This window comes from Providencia sp. Marseille-Q8014, from assembly GCF_965112055.1.
In genome coordinates, this window is record NZ_CBCOPT010000001.1 from 2,442,958 (window position 1) to 2,459,810 (window position 16,853).

General features: G+C 38.0%; 13 protein-coding genes. 7 read left to right on the plus strand and 6 right to left on the minus strand.

Annotation, left to right across the window (positions count from 1 at the left end):
* Positions 1-26: 26 nt before the first annotated feature.
* Positions 27-1,676, plus strand: a complete 1,650-nt coding sequence (locus tag ACWPW6_RS10695; RefSeq protein WP_249998834.1) for an alpha-keto acid decarboxylase family protein — start codon at positions 27-29, stop codon at positions 1,674-1,676.
* Positions 1,677-1,757: 81 nt separating this feature from the next.
* On the opposite strand, the gene ACWPW6_RS10700 is transcribed toward ACWPW6_RS10695, so the two are convergent.
* From ACWPW6_RS10700 to ACWPW6_RS10715, 4 genes are all read right to left on the minus strand, one after another.
* On the minus strand, positions 1,758-2,735 hold the full coding sequence (locus ACWPW6_RS10700; RefSeq protein ID WP_257759849.1) for a Gfo/Idh/MocA family protein: 978 nt from the start codon (positions 2,733-2,735) through the stop codon (positions 1,758-1,760).
* 63 nt (positions 2,736-2,798) lie between these two features.
* On the minus strand, positions 2,799-4,172 hold the full coding sequence (gene dbpA, locus ACWPW6_RS10705; protein WP_249998837.1) for an ATP-dependent RNA helicase DbpA: 1,374 nt from the start codon (positions 4,170-4,172) through the stop codon (positions 2,799-2,801).
* Positions 4,173-4,611: 439 nt separating this feature from the next.
* The gene (locus ACWPW6_RS10710; protein WP_249998839.1) at positions 4,612-6,189 is read right to left on the minus strand and encodes a S8 family serine peptidase; all 1,578 of its coding nucleotides are present in this window, start codon (positions 6,187-6,189) and stop codon (positions 4,612-4,614) included.
* Positions 6,190-6,615: 426 nt separating this feature from the next.
* Entirely contained in the window at positions 6,616-8,190 is a 1,575-nt protein-coding gene (locus tag ACWPW6_RS10715; RefSeq protein WP_154635656.1) for a S8 family serine peptidase, read from the minus strand.
* A 1,078-nt stretch (positions 8,191-9,268) separates the two neighbouring features.
* Between ACWPW6_RS10715 and ACWPW6_RS10720 the strand changes: the two genes are divergently transcribed.
* The 3 genes from ACWPW6_RS10720 to ACWPW6_RS10730 all read left to right on the plus strand — a co-directional run bounded on the left by ACWPW6_RS10720 (position 9,269) and on the right by ACWPW6_RS10730 (position 11,830).
* On the plus strand, positions 9,269-9,814 hold the full coding sequence (locus ACWPW6_RS10720) for a hypothetical protein (RefSeq protein ID WP_154621834.1): 546 nt from the start codon (positions 9,269-9,271) through the stop codon (positions 9,812-9,814).
* Positions 9,815-10,257: 443 nt separating this feature from the next.
* A complete protein-coding gene (locus tag ACWPW6_RS10725; protein WP_249998841.1) occupies positions 10,258-10,674 on the plus strand; it encodes a structural protein in 417 nt (138 codons plus the stop codon).
* 559 nt (positions 10,675-11,233) lie between these two features.
* The gene (locus ACWPW6_RS10730) at positions 11,234-11,830 is read left to right on the plus strand and encodes a lytic polysaccharide monooxygenase (protein ID WP_154623903.1); all 597 of its coding nucleotides are present in this window, start codon (positions 11,234-11,236) and stop codon (positions 11,828-11,830) included.
* Between the two features lie 146 nt (positions 11,831-11,976).
* Here ACWPW6_RS10730 and ACWPW6_RS10735 read toward each other — a convergent pair whose 3' ends face one another.
* The gene (locus tag ACWPW6_RS10735; RefSeq protein WP_247047530.1) at positions 11,977-12,558 is read right to left on the minus strand and encodes a HutD/Ves family protein; all 582 of its coding nucleotides are present in this window, start codon (positions 12,556-12,558) and stop codon (positions 11,977-11,979) included.
* A 99-nt stretch (positions 12,559-12,657) separates the two neighbouring features.
* Positions 12,658-14,082, minus strand: a complete 1,425-nt coding sequence (locus ACWPW6_RS10740; protein WP_154623905.1) for an aminotransferase-like domain-containing protein — start codon at positions 14,080-14,082, stop codon at positions 12,658-12,660.
* A gap of 247 nt (positions 14,083-14,329) precedes the next feature.
* On the opposite strand from ACWPW6_RS10740, the gene ACWPW6_RS10745 reads away from it, so the two are divergent.
* From ACWPW6_RS10745 to ACWPW6_RS10755, 3 genes are read left to right on the plus strand one after another with little or no spacing between them, the layout of a single operon-like run.
* A complete protein-coding gene (locus ACWPW6_RS10745) occupies positions 14,330-15,667 on the plus strand; it encodes a cytochrome ubiquinol oxidase subunit I (RefSeq protein ID WP_196713043.1) in 1,338 nt (445 codons plus the stop codon).
* A complete protein-coding gene (cydB, locus tag ACWPW6_RS10750) occupies positions 15,657-16,667 on the plus strand; it encodes a cytochrome d ubiquinol oxidase subunit II (protein ID WP_154623907.1) in 1,011 nt (336 codons plus the stop codon). The genes ACWPW6_RS10745 and cydB overlap by 11 nt, the downstream gene beginning before the upstream one ends.
* The gene (locus tag ACWPW6_RS10755) at positions 16,624-16,803 is read left to right on the plus strand and encodes a DUF2474 domain-containing protein (RefSeq protein ID WP_154623908.1); all 180 of its coding nucleotides are present in this window, start codon (positions 16,624-16,626) and stop codon (positions 16,801-16,803) included. Before cydB ends, ACWPW6_RS10755 begins: the two co-directional genes overlap by 44 nt.
* The last annotated feature ends 50 nt before the right edge of the window (positions 16,804-16,853 follow it).

Consider the following 16,853-nt stretch of genomic DNA (forward strand, 5'->3'; position numbering starts at 1 on the left):
CATATTAAGTATTAGGAGATAATATAATGAATAAAACCGTCATCGAATATGTTTTAGCTCGTCTAAATGAGATCGGCATCAATGATATTTTTGGTGTTGCAGGTGATTATGCCTTTCCAATAGAGGATGCCGTCTGTGAAAGCACGAATATGCGCTGGATAGGTAACTGCAATGAACTGAATGCAGCATATGCAGCAGATGGCTATGCGCGTATTAAAGGCGTTGCCGCCCTTTCTACAACATTTGGCGTCGGTGAATTAAGTGCATTAAACGGTATTGCTGGATCTTATGCCGAACATCTTCCTATTTTTCATTTAGTTGGTATGCCTACCAGTGGTGTACAAAAAAACCATCGCTTAGTCCACCATACACTTGGTAATGGTGATTTCGACGTGTTCTATCAGATGAGCCAACATTTAAGTTGTGCTCATGCGATTTTGACACCTGAAAACTGCATTGCCGAAACAGAACGTTTGATAGCGACGGCTCTTCATGAGCGTCGACCGGTTTACATAGGATTACCATCAGACTATGCAGTAATGCCCGTTATAGCAGATAAAAACACTGAAGAAACCATTATTCATAAAAGTAATAGTGAGTCATTATCATCCGCCGTTACTGCTATTTTGGAAAAACTCAACTCAAGCCAAAAAGCCTGTATTATTCCTGGTATCTTAAGTGCTCGTTTAGGCTATGCCGATGATGTTCAAGCAATTATTGATAAAACAGGATTACCTTATGCCACGATGTTTATGGATAAAAGTATTGTCAGCGAGTCCAATCCATCTTATATGGGCATTTACAATGGTAAATTGATGAACACACAAGTTGGCAACTTTGTTGAAAGTTGTGATTGTGTGATGGGAATTGGCGCTGTGTTGACAGATTTTAACTCCGGAAGCTTTACCGCAACCATCCGCCCAGAAAACCGCATTAATATTCTTGCGGATCATGTTAAGGTTGGCTCAGCCATTTATCCGCAAGTCTATATGCATGACGTGCTCGCTCAACTTAAGCAACTGGCTCCAGCATTAAATCACCCAGGTATCAAAGCTCAAGATCTTGGGGCGCCTATACAAGGTGAAAATGGGCAAATTACGGCGGGTTATTTGTACCCTCGCCTCGAAAAAATGTTTAAAAAAGATGATATTATTATCGCGGAAACAGGAACTGCCTCAATGGGATTAGGGTTTGCCTTGCTTCCTGAAAATGCACAGTTCCACAATCAAACCTTATGGGGTTCGATCGGTTGGGCGACACCTGCTGCTTTTGGAGCTGCAATCGCCGAACCACACCGCCGAGTAATTTTAGTCACCGGTGAAGGCTCCCATCAACTTACAGCGCAAGAAGTCAGTCAATTCGCTCGCTTTGGCCTAAAACCCATTATTTTTGTACTTAATAATGATGGTTATCTTATTGAACGTTTACTCTGTAAAGATCCTGAAGCGTATTACAACGACCTGCCACAGTGGAATTATGCTCAATTACCTGCCGCGCTTGGCTGCAATGATTGGTATTGTCAAAAAGTCACCACCTGTGATGAATTAGATAAGGCAATTCAACATGCAGAATCTCAAGACAGTGCGGCTTATATCGAGATTGTGATGGATAGATATGCATCCTCAGAACTTGCCGAAAAACTGGGGCAATCCATTGCGTCTTTATATTCGTTCTAAATGATTTTGATTGATGTTATTGCTGGCAGCTTTGACGATGGATATCAAGGTTGCCAGCGATGCCCTGAGTCACTGATACAGTCAGGAAAAAGAAATATCCACATCATTTCTTGATTTATGGAGTATTTTTGAAACCGTCAGCGCTAATTCGAGCAGTTCATAACATAGCGTCAACTTTTGCGATGCGATTTGATCTCGAAAGAAAGCGAATTCAAATATCATATGATTATTTGATGCTTCATGCGCAACTGAGGTCACCTGACCTTCAATACAAGCTTCCACAGATTGGCAAAGACTCGGTGCACCTTCGACCCGGATGTATCCTTTAGTCCCTTGAATAATAAAGTAACCTGGACTAGCAGAATCTTTTGCACCTGAGCACACGGCAATGGCTGAACCAAATTGTAGTGTTAATATCCCTGAGGTATCGATGCCGTTATAACCTTTATTACACACATAATGGCTATTATCAGGAGCGCCCATTAGTGCAGATAACACATAAATATTATAAAGGTTAATATCGTATAGAGCACCGCCGGCTTGCTGTGGATCAAATGCTGCATGCACGCTACCACGTAAATAGTCATCATATCGGCTTGAGTATTGTGAATAGTTGCCTTGTATAACCTTTATTTCCCCTATTTTATTGATATTTTGTTGGATGAAATGAAAGCCCGGGGTGTGTATTGCCGTAATCGCCTCAAATAAATACAGTCTCTTTTTTTTCGCTAACAGCACAAGCTCCTGTAACTGCTGCCATTCTGGCGTAAATGGCTTCTCGCATATGACATGCTTGTCTGCCATTAATGCCTGAAACGTATAGCTATAATGCAAATGATTTGGCAAGCCAATATAAACAACGTCAATCTCTGTATCTTGTAATAGCGCCTCGTAATCTGTGTAAAGTTTATTGATAGCAAATTGCTGACAGATCGCTTCACCCTTTGCAATACTTGATGCTCGAACACATAAAGCCATCACCTCAATGCCCGAAACCTCTGTTAAAGCATCTAAAGCTGACATGATTATTTTTCCAGAACCAATAAGTGCTATCTTCATATGTTATCGACCCATCTAATAGGCTTATACAAAAACGGCGAGCATATTGCCCGCCGTTATAATTTATTTTAGCAATCTCACTTTCACTGATTTGCCTTTAATTTTACCTTGTTGCAATTGTTTCCATGCTTGATGAGCAATAGAGCGTTTTATCGCAACGTAAGCGTGTGTCGGATGAAGAGTGATTTTACCAATATCCGCGCCCTCAAAGCCCAGATCACCAGTCAAAGCACCTAAAATATCCCCCGGACGCATTTTCGCTTTTTTACCACCATCAATACACAAGGTTGCCATTGTCGCTTCAAGCGGTGTGATGCTTAACCCTGTTGGCAGCTGTTTCCAGTTAAGCTTCATCTGCAACATCTCTTCTAGCACGTTTGCACGTTGAGCTTCTTCGGGAGCACACAGGCTGATCGCTAGCCCCGTTTCCCCAGCTCGTGCGGTACGACCGATACGATGAACATGCACTTCAGGATCCCATGACAGCTCATAGTTAATCACCATTTCGAGTGATTTTATATCAAGGCCACGTGCTGCTACATCCGTTGCCACTAATACACGGCTACTACCGTTAGCAAAGCGAACCAATGTTTGATCTCGTTCACGCTGTTCCATATCACCATGAAGAACTAATACACTTTGACGACTTTCATTCAAGGCATCATAGACTGCTTGGCAATCTTTTTTGGTATTACAAAAGACAACGCAAGAAGCGGGTTGTTGTTGACTCAGTAACTTCTGTAATAAATCCATTTTTTCATGGCGAGCAACTTCATAAAATTGCTGTTCAATCGCGGGTAATTCATCGACAGTATTTATTTCAATCGTTACTGGGTTACGCTGAATACGTTGACTCATCGCAGGAAGAGTTTCCGGCCATGTTGCTGAGAACAATAGTGTTTGGCGATCGACAGGGGCATAACTCATCACCTCATCAATATCATCAGCAAATCCCATATCTAACATGCGGTCAGCTTCATCCAATACTAAAGTTTGCAGCGCATCCAGTTTGACTGTTTCTTTACTTAAGTGATCAAGGAGTCGACCTGGCGTCGCCACAATAATATGCGCGGCATGAATCAAAGAATCACGTTGCACACTAAATGGCACCCCACCACACAGGGTTAAAATTTTAATATTGGCCATATAACGTGCTAAACGACGTAGTTCACTCGCGACTTGATCTGCCAATTCACGGGTTGGACATAGAACGAGAGATTGCGTATTAAACTGTTTCGCATCAATATGTTGTAAAATACCTAATCCAAAAGCGGCTGTTTTACCGCTCCCTGTTTTTGCCTGTGCACGAACATCTTTGCCCGCCAGGATAGCGGGTAACGCCGCTTCCTGAATGGGCGTCATCGTTAAGTAACCTAGTTCAGTGAGGTTGGTAAGTTGTTCTTCAGGGAGCGTGTTAAGTTCAGCAAATGAGGTCACAATAAAAATTCCGAGTATAATAAAAAGCTAATGGATAGCCATGATACTATCCCTTTCCTAGCATGTCGTGAGGAATTTACATAAATGGCACCTCAGCAAGTCGCTTTATCGCTTTTTTCAATGTTCATACCCGTATTTACCTATATAGAGCCTATTAGCAATTTTTATTATTGCTATTAATGACTCAATTTCATGCTTTAAATACGGCAAACTTCACAACATATCGAATATATAAATTTCGTAAAATAAAAGGTTAGAGACTATTTTATTTCAACATCTCATCACTGATTATTGCGCTGCTTTTGCGATTTTCCTGTATCCCTATCCTTTATCTCTTAGTCTCACTGTAGAACCGCTATCCAGCAAATAAAAAATGTTCGGTTTAGTCACTCTTTCTTGATAGATTAACTTAAATAAAACTCAATCTTTTATGTTTTATTTATCTATTACGCCACTCTTGACCATCAGAAACTAATAAGATCGATTCGTTTTTTTTCAAAAAACGCGGATTATCACTAAAATTCAAATACACTTCGGAGGTATATTGAGAATTATTGTTGATATAAATTCTTTTCGTTTTATTAAGTAAAGATGCTGTTGGAATAAAAATGGATTCACTCCATTCACTATCGCTAAGATTGATGATAACGACTTCATGTTCTTGCAGGTATCCTTTAATATCATTCGCATAAATATCCTCATCATTTTTAATATCAAAATAAATGATGACCCTTTTGAGTTTTTCTATGGCATTTCTAATATTTGGCAACGCACCGATATGACCACGAACTTCATTCCCTTGAGCAAGCCCCGTTTCAATCAGCAAATTTCGCATTTCCAACGGATATAAAACATGGTTTGTTGCTCTTTTATACCAAGATTGAATCGCTACAACCGCAGAAGTCACTATAGCGCCAGCAGATGAAGTACCCGCAAAAGTATGCGTATAATCATTATCACCGGCCGGCACACCATCGTATAGATCGCCAATCCCCGTTGTTACAACAGTCCAGTCACCCCATCCTTGTACATGAACCCTTGTTCCATAATTAGAAAAACTGCATTTATTACGGCCTATTTTGGTTCCCGCCCCCACCATAATCACGCCATTGTCTCCCCAACTTCGATAATCGGCAAACTGCTCGCTATCTAAATCCCAATTACCATTACCTGCTGTCGCGACCACGATAATACCGGCATCGGTCGCCGCTTTAATCATATCCCAAATAGCTTTATTGTAATCTGCGGGCTCTCCATAATATTCCTGCATTTCGAATAAAAAAACATCGCCAGCCCTTAATTGTTCTAATCCAATCGCAATATTGGTCGGCCGGGTGCTGTAACCCTCTGTAAATTCAGTAACACCGTACACAACATCGGCATCATAGACCATGCCTGTAATTCCAGACTCATTGTTTTTTGCATATAATACGCCGACTACATTCGTGCCATGGTAATCAAACTCATGCTTTGATAATGGAATTAACTCAACAAAACGCGCGCTTTTTAAATCAATATGGTTAAAGTTAAAACCCCAATCGATAACAGCGATCCTAACACCTTGGCCCGCAATACCAAGAGACCACGCATACATCATATCGATACCATAATAATGTCCCCTATTCCCATATTTATAATCTTGGTAATGCGTAAAATTAGGAGAATCACAAAAAGTATTATTTATTGAAACTGCTGGAGGCAACGGGGACGTTTCCGGTATCTTTTGGATATAGTCAAAATAAGGTAACATTGACAACGCGTTTATTGTGGCATTGAGTTGCTCTTCATTCATTTCTTTTTTAATGCAAGCATAGTAAATACCGACTAAACTTTTTGTATTAACTTTATTATTTTTATTATTATTTCTAATAAAAGAATCTGGCATAGCAGGAATAAAATATAAATTCTTTAATGGATTATCTTCTCTAATACAATCCTTAATATTAATGCTCAATCCATCATTGATTAATAAATAGCGAGATTTCACCTTAACAATTAATCTTTGTAGCTTTTTCACAACTGACTTCCTTTTTTGCAAAATTGAAAATCATTAATGATTTTCAAACCTTCAATTAAAGACAAATGCTTTTATTTTCGTATTTTGATGTTCCAGCGTAAGGCAGTCATAACTCCACTATATGGAGACCTATCCTATCAATAACTACATTTACACTTCATAACATAATGCAGTATAAAAATATCAGAATATCTCCTTAATTTAACACCCCGAATCATCTCATAAGATGAGCATTGAAAATAGAGTTTAATATATAACATTATCAAATATTGACATACTCATTAGTCAATAAATAAGTTAAAGAATACCAACTCAATACCCTCCGTGTTGGTAAGTATTGAGATAGGTATTCATCACAATTAAATGCTTAATAGTATTTATTAAAATAGAAAGCGATAATAAATTATCTTTTTTTTACATGAATTATTATCTGACATTCCACTCTTCACCATCAGAAACCAACGAAATAGATTCATTCGTTTCTAAAACAACAGGAGTTGAACTAAAGTTAAAATAGACTTCTGCATCAAGTGTCGCATAATTATTAATATAGATTCGTTTACCCATATTAAATCCCGATGCCGCAGGAATATAAGTTGTATTACTCCAATTGCCATTGCCAAAATTAATAATAACTACTTGATAATTATTAAGATAAGAATTAATTTCATTTGCGTAAATATTTTCATTATTGATAACGTTAAAATAAGTAATAGATTTTTCTAGCTTTTCAATTGCATTCCTAATATTAGGCAAAGGCCCGATATGACCATGGACTTCATTACCTTGGGCAAGACCCGTTTCAATCAGTAAATTTCGCATTTCCTCTGGATATAAAACATTGTTTGTTTCTCTTTTATACCAAGATTGAATCGCTACAACTGCGGAAGTCACGATTGGCCCAGCGGCAGATGTACCAGAAAAAGTATTTGTATAATCATTATCGCCATCAGGGAGGCCATTATATAAGTTCCCGCCCCCTGTTGTGACAACAGACCAATCGCCCCATCCTTGTACATGAACCATTGTTCCATAATTAGAAAAATTGCATCTATTACGGCCTATTGCGGTTCCCGCACCGACCATAATCACGCCATTGTCACCCCAACTTCGATACTCGGCAAACTGCTCGCTATCTAAATCCCAGTTACCATTACCTGCTGTCGCGACAATAATGATACCCGCATCGGTCGCCACTTTAATCATATCCCAAACGGCTTTATTATAATCCGCAGGTTCTCCATGATATTCCTGCATTTCGAATAAAAAAACATCCCCCGCCCTTAATTGTTCTAATCCAATCGCGATGCAGGTTGGGCGAGCGCCATCACCATTAATGTATTCAGTAACACCATATAGAACATCGGCATCATGGACCATACCTGTAACACCAAAACCATTATCTTTTGCATACAATACTCCCGCAACACCCGTTCCATGATAATCATGCTCATGTCTTGTCAGTGGGATTAATTGAATAAAACTCTCTCTTTTTAAATCAATATGGTCAAAATTAAAACCCCACTCTATATCTGCAATTCTAATACCTTGACCTGCAATACCGAGAGACCATGCATATTCCATATCGATACCGCTATAATTACCCATAAATCCATTTTTGTAAGTTTGGCGATAGGTAAAATCAGGCGTATCATATGAAGAGGTTTGTAATGATACTGTTGGAGGCGGTACTTCTGATATTTTCTGAACATATTCAAAATAAGGAAGCAATGATAGCTTTTTGATTATTTTATTCAATTGTTCATCAGTAACCTCTTTTTTTAAGTCAACATAATAGATACCTAAAAGATTTTCTGTATTCAATTTGTTATTATTATTACTAAGCTTCATAACAAACGAATCTGGCATAGCTGGGATGAAATGATAATTCTTTAGCTGATAATCGTTTATCATATCCTCTTTAACTCTAAATCTTAAGACATTATCAATTAAAATATGTTTTAATTTTATTTTAACAATCAACCTAACTGTTTTTTTCATAACTTTATCCTTTTTTGGTTTTATCAATCAATTTAATATTAGAGTGCTTTTTCTTATTTTCATTGCTTACCAACAAATAAAAATAAAAAATCGAATAGAAGTGCTATTTTCTTATATTAAATTACACCTTTTCATTTTCAGATATCATTTACAGTATGTAAAACCAAGAATAGCATCATCACACGAATATCTTTATAGTCACGTTATAATATATATAGTTTATAGTAATGCACATTAATATAAAAAATCTTCATATAATGAATCAAGAGATCACCTGAATAATAAAATAGCCTTAAAACATTAATTAAAGATATCCTTTATAAGATTGATTTATAGTTAATACAATTATTATGCATAATTTTTTATTTTAATTCGATTCATCCTTTTATAATAGTTTTATATCATTCTTATAAAACATCCTTAAATTGGCAGGATAACAACTATTTCTAGAATAATGGTAATCGAGCAATTCATCCTCGTTAAGACGTTTAAAAAAATGTCAGTCAACCCTAAAAAGACAAATGAAACACAACTATCAACTTAGCATCATTAAAAAATAGTCAATTACTTGTCATGTTGTATAGTTTTTATTTAAAACTATGCAGTTTTATTAAACATTGTCTTATTCGCAAAACTTCGCATCCATATCGCCATATGGATAACTATAAGCATGATATGCTGTATCCATACCATTTCATTTTTATAAAAATCAAACAGCATGACATCGTTAATAACAACAAAAAAAGTTCAGCACAAGATAACGAAATTGAAAAATCATCTTTATTTTCATTGATATACCAAAAACAAAACCAACTAATAACAAAATAACCGTCATTTTTTCAAATAAATATCCAACTTGTAAATACTTTGATCCAAATTATCAAAAAAAACAATCATTTAGTTTAATACACCAAAATCACTTTACATAACAATACAAAAATCCACTATTGATCACATTATCAACATAAAATATCAAATAATATGACCACCGTTAAATAGGAAGTGGTATGAGCATAAACCACTTATCCGTTTATTTAACACTCAAACATTAATTTATTTAAAAGTAAGGGGTATTAAAATGAGTACAACATTTATTGAAAATAACAGCATTGCATTTGCAAGTAATAATAATGGCGAGTCTTGGCAAATCTCACAAAAGAAAGGTATGCTGACGGGGATTACTGGTGCGGTATCAGGCCTAGGTGCAACAGTTAAACTTAAAGGTGATATGACTTTTGATATTATAAGTCTAGAGTCTTCGTCAACCTACAATAAATTACTCAATGAGTATAAGTTTGGTGGAGGCGTTTCAGGCTTCTTTACATGGATTGGGCTTAGCGTTAATGCTGAAGTTCATAAGGAAGAAATTCATGAGGTGCTCGAACAATTACAGAACTCTCAGAAAGTGACTGGTCGAGTGACTATTGATATGAACGTGACAGGTTTATATCCTAATGTCGAAGTCACTGCTATGGCTTATGTTAATGTTCTCCAAATTGAAAACTCAACAGGTAATACATTTAGAATTGCGAGTGCAGGTAACCCTATTGATGATACGGGTGCGACAGATGAGAATGGTAATGACCTACCAACAAAAGACAATAACTCAGTAATTTATTTATAATGTACAGGTTAATTTTTATTTATGCTTTAATAAATAACTAATATGACCTCATACATATTTAATTATGAGTTTATTATATTAATCTATCTACTGTCATATTGCTCAATGAGCAATTACCATTTGCTCATTGAGCTTTATATTTCATTGATTTTCGCGCCAACACAGATTTATTTTATAGATAAAATTCATCATCAAAAATAGAAGGATAAATAAAACGAACATATGATTAACTTTAAAAACCGAATGTACTTTATTCAATGGCAGCGAGCTAATTTAACCCAAAAGTCAAATAAAACACTACATAAGACTCGTGTGTTTCGACATTTAAGCGGCCTCTATTATTAAGACAATATCTTTTTAAATATTGTCAATCATTACTTTAATGAAAATTTAATTCTAAATCTAACTGTATTAATTTTTTCGCAATTTGGAGTAAGTTAAAAATGAAAAAAATGTCTCGAGGTGTACGAAATAATAACCCTGGTAATATCAATTACAATGAGGCTCATTATTGGAAAGGACAGCTACCACATGATAGTTCTATTGAAGATAAATTTTGTCGTTTTGAATCTCCGGAATATGGTGTTCGGGCATTATTCGCCTTACTTCGTACCTATCAACGTAGATACTCACTACAAACCGTATCGCAATTAATCACACGATGGGCACCACCCGATGAAAATAATACAGATGATTATATTCATTATGTTGCTCAAAGTTTAAATGTGTCCCCTGATACGTTTATTAACCTTGAAAACAAAACCATTTTAATCAATTTTTCGACGTCAATCATTAAGTATGAAAACAACTCACAACCTTATGATGAATTAATTTTTGAAAAGGCATGGGGTTTACTGTAATGAATGTCTTAAATCATCTAACGATGTGTATTTTAAACTGATGATTTAGTATTCCAAGTGGAGAGCTTTCAGCTGCTTTTGAGTTTAAGTGATTTTTAGAAAATTTATTTATGACATTTTAAACTATTGGCAGTTTTACTTATCTGAACCTGTTGATATATATCTCAGTTTACAGAATATAATGGAGAGAGTGGATAAATTAATTAATAGACAATCGATTGATTATCTGTAATTGTTTTTCCACTGCTCAACAAGTTAAAAAACGAATATCGCCATCAATCAGGGTTCGGAACATAATAACACAAACCGTATAGTGATTTTTGAAAAAACATGATTAACCTAAAATTATAACTACTTATTCATTTTTCAAAAAACCATTAATTTGTTTTTTATTTAAAACAATATTGCTATTTATATTTCTACTTGAATCAAGACCAATATAAGTAATGATATTTTACTATTTTAAAATAGTAAAAAACCATAGAGAGGCGCTGACCTCATCGTTCTTAATCACTTTTAAAATATTTTTTGATAAATATATAATATAAGGGCACTTCTGATGAAAAAGACATTTATCACTCTATCGGTGTTATCTATCTCAACAACCACATTAGCTTATGATACGACTTCCCGCCACGGTTATATTGATAATCCACCCAGCCGAGCATATCTCTGTTCATCAATGGGGAATAATCTCAATAAAATGTGTGGCGCCGTCCAGTATGAACCTCAGTCGGTTGAAGGAGCAAAAGGGTTTCCAGATAGTGGCCCTAGAGATGGAGAAATCGCCAGTGGTGGCAATGCGAATTTTTCTACATTAAATGAACAAACTGCTCAGCGTTGGCATAAAGTCGATATCCGTAGTGGAAGAAATATATTTTCTTGGTCATTAACCGCGCCACACAGAACCACATCATGGCAATTTTTTATCACTAAGCCAGATTGGCAACAAAATAAACCTTTAACGCGTGCTGATTTTGATCTAAAACCATTTTGTGAACAATATGATAATGGGAATATCCCAATAAATAGAGTGAAAATAGACTGTAATATTCCAGAACGCACGGGGTATCAGGTTATTCTCGGTGTTTGGACTATTGCTGATACCTCTAATGCATTCTATCAGGTTATCGATGCCAATATGTCAGCTAAATAATGCGTATTTATAGAGTATTATTTAAATAACGCGTTGTTTAAATAATCCGCTAAACAATGCGTTATTTGAAAACTAACTTAAGAGCATAAAAACGTTTTAATATGATGAGAAAACCATTATTGGAAAGTAGATATTTTCCCCTCTACTTATAGCTTATTAACCGAATATGCGGTGATATCAAGCCATATTAATTTGCTACCCGCCTCGCTGGGAGTCAGATGCCCTTCACCAATATCGGGCAACCACCACCCTCCTTGGTTTACTTTCATGCTATTACAATTCGCACCAAACACATCCCATTCACCCGCTAATACATATACCATGCCAGCCTGTCCTATTGGTAAACGATGTTCCTGAGTAATAATTTGACTCGTCACCGACCAGCGTTCAGGGTTAAATAAAAGATTGAGTAAGCGAACAGATGAACCTTGTAATTCAAGCTTGGCAAGCTGCTGGGCAGGAGCATAAAAAGTATCGCCAATTTTGGCCATTGAATGCCTCTGTTGTTGATAATCAACAATCGACAAATTGCCGTTATCAAGAGAAACACAAAGACGTTTCCCTTTTGTGTATTGCTTTAAATAATTCGAATCGCTAACCTGCGAAAGACTTGCTCGTAGTGAGAAGTCAGATGCGACAGGCCAACAAAAAATTTCGGCATTAGTACCATAACTCTCTTGCCATTCTTCGATCGGTAACTCAGTCGCATCAAAACATTTAATTTTCATACATTCCCCCGAGCAATCGCTGTCCATTAACTTTCGTTTCTCGTATTAAGAGTGGCAAAGTTAACCGCCCAAGGCAATGTTCCTACATGTAAAGTGTGACTAGCCGCGTTTCTCAGCAATCAACGAATGGCATAAACGACCCAGAGTTTTCATTGCCTGTTCCAACTGCTCATTCCAAGTGAATGACGCATTTAATCTAAATGCATGATTGAACTGATCACTGGTTGAGAACATGCTGCCTGGAGCAATACTGATTCCCTCTTTAAGTGCGAGCTGATAAAGGTGTATCGCATTAAATGGAGGTTCAAATTCTAACCATAAGAAATAGCCACCTTTTGGTGTATTCACTTTGACTGAGGATGGCATATATTGCGCTATAGCGCCTAACATTTGATGTTGGCGTTGCTCCATCGTTTGCCGTAGCTTACGTAAATGATTGTCATATCCACCTTGAGTAAGGTATTCCGCAATGGCAAGCTGGGTTGGCACACTGGCAGATACTGTACTCATCATTTGTAAATGTTGAATCTTGCTCGCATGCTTACCGGCAGCCACCCAACCGACACGGTAGCCTGGTGCTAAACATTTTGAAAATGACGAACAATGAAAAAAATTGCCTTTCACATCGAGGGCTTTAGCGGGTATCGGTTGTTGATTACCAAAATAAAGCTCGCCATACACATCATCTTCAATGAGAACAATTTGATTCTTGTTGAGGATCTCCACCAGCCTTTTTTTATTGGCAGGTGGCATTGTGCCTCCTAACGGGTTCTGATAATGAGTCATGAGCCAACACGCTTTGATTGGATATTTTGCCGCAATATCTTCCAGCGCATCCAAATCAATACCAAACAAAGGATCTGTTTTAATTGCGATTGCTTTTAATTTGAGGCGCTCAATCGCTTGCAATGAACCATAAAAGGCCGGTGATTCAATAACAACCCAATCACCAGGTTGGGTCACTGACTGTAAACTCAGCACTAACGATTCCATCGCTCCTGCGGTGATCACTATCTCATCGGGAGCCACGTGGATCCCTTGGCTAGCGTATCGCTGAGCAATATTTCGTCGTAATTGTTCATTACCCGGCGGTAAATTGGCTGTTGTATTAAATCTTGCTAAACGACGAGCTACTGAGGCTAGTGTTTTTCCTAATTTAGGCTCATCAAGTAGTGCGGGTTCAGGGAAAGCCGAACCAAATGGAACAATATCAGGATCCTTACAGGCTTGTAGGACACCAAAAATCGACGCATTGATTTCTACATTTTCATTAAGATGTAGTCCTTTACCGCCTTTTGCCGCAGCGAAATTGGTATTTCTGCGGGCAACATAATATCCCGATTGTGGCCGTGCGGCTATCCAACCTTGGCTTTCAAGTAATTGATAAGCTTGCACTACTGTCATCAAGCTCAATCCAGACTGTTTTACACTTTCCCTAAGTGACGGTAACCTATCACCAACTTGCCAGATATTATCTTCAATCTGTTGGCGTATTTGTGCAGCCAGTTGTTCGTATCGCGTCATACCCGCCTCAACTGTTATAGTTAATAACTAAAAAATTGTTACTATTATAGTTTATCGTCTCATGTTCTACTTATCCATACATTTACCTGACTTTTTTCACTATAAGCACAATGCATTTTTCGATAGGTTTGCGATTTGTCACAAACCAACAGTTTTAACCGGTAATTTTGCTATGGATAGCACCGTTATTGTTGGCTGAATATCAAACATGCAGCGTGCGCATTATCAATTCCAATCAGGGGTCAATATGTTTGGACTAACTGCGCTGGAACTGGCTCGTATTCAATTTGCGTTTACAGTCTCGTTCCATATTATTTTCCCAGCGATCACCATTGGGCTCGCGAGTTTCCTTGCGGTACTCGAAGGCTTATGGCTGAAAACTCGGGATAAGGACTATATAAAATTATTTCATTTCTGGTCGAAAGTTTTTGCGGTCAATTTCGGTATGGGAGTGGTGTCTGGTTTGGTAATGGCATACCAATTCGGCACTAACTGGAGCTTTTTTTCTGATTTTGCCGGTAGTGTGACTGGACCTTTATTAACATACGAAGTACTTACTGCCTTTTTTCTTGAGGCAGGATTTCTCGGTGTCATGTTATTCGGCATGAACCGTGTTGGGGAAAAATTACATTTCTTTGCGACCTGTATGGTTGCTCTCGGGACGATTATCTCAACTTTTTGGATCCTTGCATCCAACAGCTTTATGCAAACGCCACAAGGATTTGAAATTGTTGATAACCGTATCGTCCCCGTTGATTGGTTAGCCGTTATTTTCAATCCCTCTTTCCCTTATCGCTTATTGCATATGACAACGGCGGCCTTCCTCGCGGCGGCATTTTTCATAGGGGCGTCAGCGGCATGGCACCTGCTTAAAGGCAATCGCTCTTCCGCCATGAAGAAAATGTTTTCCATGTCACTATGGTTAATCTTAATTTTAGCACCTCTTCAAGCGCTCATTGGTGATGCTCATGGATTAAATACATTGAAACATCAACCCGTTAAAGTCGCCGCGATGGAAGGACATTGGGAGAATAAACCCGGTGAAGCTACCCCATTGATCCTGTTCGGTATTCCTAATATGGAAAAAGAGAAAACTGAATATGCGCTCGAAATTCCCTATCTTGCGAGCATCATTTTGACACACAGCTTGGATAAGCAAGTTCCCGCGTTAAAAGATTATCCCCCCGAAGATAGACCGAATGTGTTTATGGTGTTCTGGTCATTTCGTGTCATGGTTGGGCTGGGTTTATTGATGATCGCCGCTGGCGTTTGGGGATTATGGTTGCGCTACCGTAAAAATCTTTATGAATCAAAAACCTTCTTACGTTTTATGTTTGTCATGGCTCCCTCTGGTTTGATCGCTATTTTAGCCGGTTGGTTTACCACAGAGATAGGACGTCAGCCTTGGGTCGTCTATGGATTACAAAGGACATCCGATGCCGTCAGTGCTCATGGCGAAATGCATATGAGTATCAGTCTATTAGCATTCTTTATTGTTTACGGTAGTGTTTTTGGTATTGGCTATATGTACATGATGAAATTAATTCGCAAAGGGATCCAGGAGGATACAACTCATGGGCATTGATTTACCACTTATTTGGTTTGTCATCATTGTATTCAGTATTTTGATGTACATTGTTATGGATGGTTTCGATTTAGGGATTGGTATCTTATACCCAGCCTTGAAAGATAGCCAAGATCGCGACTTGATGATGAACAGTGTCGCGCCTGTGTGGGATGGCAATGAAACATGGCTAGTATTAGGTGGTGCGGGTTTATTTGGTGCCTTCCCCCTCGCCTATGCCATTGTACTGGATGCGCTATCGATTCCTCTCACCTTTATGCTATTGGCCTTGATTTTCCGAGGGGTTGCTTTTGAGTTTCGTTTCCGAGCCGATGAATCACACCGCAAGCATTGGGATCATGCCTTTATCTGGGGTTCTATCTTTGCCACTTTTGTACAAGGTGTTGTTGTTGGTGCCTTTATTCAAGGTTTCCATGTCGAAAACCGTGTTTACATGGGAGGCTATTTTGATTGGTTCTCACCATTCCCATTATTCTGTGGTTTCGGCTTAGTTATTGCTTATGCCCTACTCGCTTGTGGCTGGCTGATTATGAAAACCGAAGGACACTTACGACAAACAATGTACCGTTTATTACGCCCATTAACGTTATTAATGCTTGCCGTGATCGCGGTCATTAGTGCATGGACGCCTGTCCTTAATGAGGCTATTTATCAGCGCTGGTTTAGCCTTCCAAACCTATTCTTCTTCCTACCAGTACCGTTATTAGTCCTTGGTTGTGTCTATATCATGTTAATCAGTGCCAAACGCAAACGGTCAGACAGCGTGCCTTTTTTAGCGGCCTTAACATTGATTTTCCTTGGCTTTACTGGTTTAGGCATCAGTATCTGGCCAAACCTGATCCCACCTGCGATTAGCTTCCGTGATGCCGCAGGACCAATGGAAAGTTTAGGCTTCATGCTGGTTGGCGCACTGTTTATTATCCCTATTATTTTGGTTTACACCTATTGGAGTTACTATGTCTTCAGAGGAAAAATTACCCCAGACCAAGGCTACCACTAATCACACTGTTTCATCGCCATGGTGGAAAAAAATAGGTTGGATGGCAATAATTTGGTTTGGGAGTGTCCTAGCGTTATTTGCCTTCTCATCCCTATTTAGGCTGTTAATGACCGCCGCGGGAATGAAAGTGAAATAAATTTCGTTGTTTGGAATGCCGTATTGTGTCAAATACGGCATTTTTTTACT

Coding starts and splice junctions, on each gene's coding strand:
- ACWPW6_RS10695 (WP_249998834.1), top strand. CDS start 27: ATGAATAAAACCGTCATCGAATATGTTTTAGCTCGTCTAAATGAGATC.
- ACWPW6_RS10700 (WP_257759849.1), bottom strand. CDS start 2,735: ATGAAGATAGCACTTATTGGTTCTGGAAAAATAATCATGTCAGCTTTA.
- ACWPW6_RS10715 (WP_154635656.1), bottom strand. CDS start 8,190: ATGAAAAAAACAGTTAGGTTGATTGTTAAAATAAAATTAAAACATATT.
- ACWPW6_RS10720 (WP_154621834.1), top strand. CDS start 9,269: ATGAGTACAACATTTATTGAAAATAACAGCATTGCATTTGCAAGTAAT.
- ACWPW6_RS10725 (WP_249998841.1), top strand. CDS start 10,258: ATGAAAAAAATGTCTCGAGGTGTACGAAATAATAACCCTGGTAATATC.
- ACWPW6_RS10730 (WP_154623903.1), top strand. CDS start 11,234: ATGAAAAAGACATTTATCACTCTATCGGTGTTATCTATCTCAACAACC.
- ACWPW6_RS10735 (WP_247047530.1), bottom strand. CDS start 12,558: ATGAAAATTAAATGTTTTGATGCGACTGAGTTACCGATCGAAGAATGG.
- ACWPW6_RS10740 (WP_154623905.1), bottom strand. CDS start 14,082: ATGACGCGATACGAACAACTGGCTGCACAAATACGCCAACAGATTGAA.
- ACWPW6_RS10745 (WP_196713043.1), top strand. CDS start 14,330: ATGTTTGGACTAACTGCGCTGGAACTGGCTCGTATTCAATTTGCGTTT.
- cydB (WP_154623907.1), top strand. CDS start 15,657: ATGGGCATTGATTTACCACTTATTTGGTTTGTCATCATTGTATTCAGT.
- ACWPW6_RS10755 (WP_154623908.1), top strand. CDS start 16,624: ATGTCTTCAGAGGAAAAATTACCCCAGACCAAGGCTACCACTAATCAC.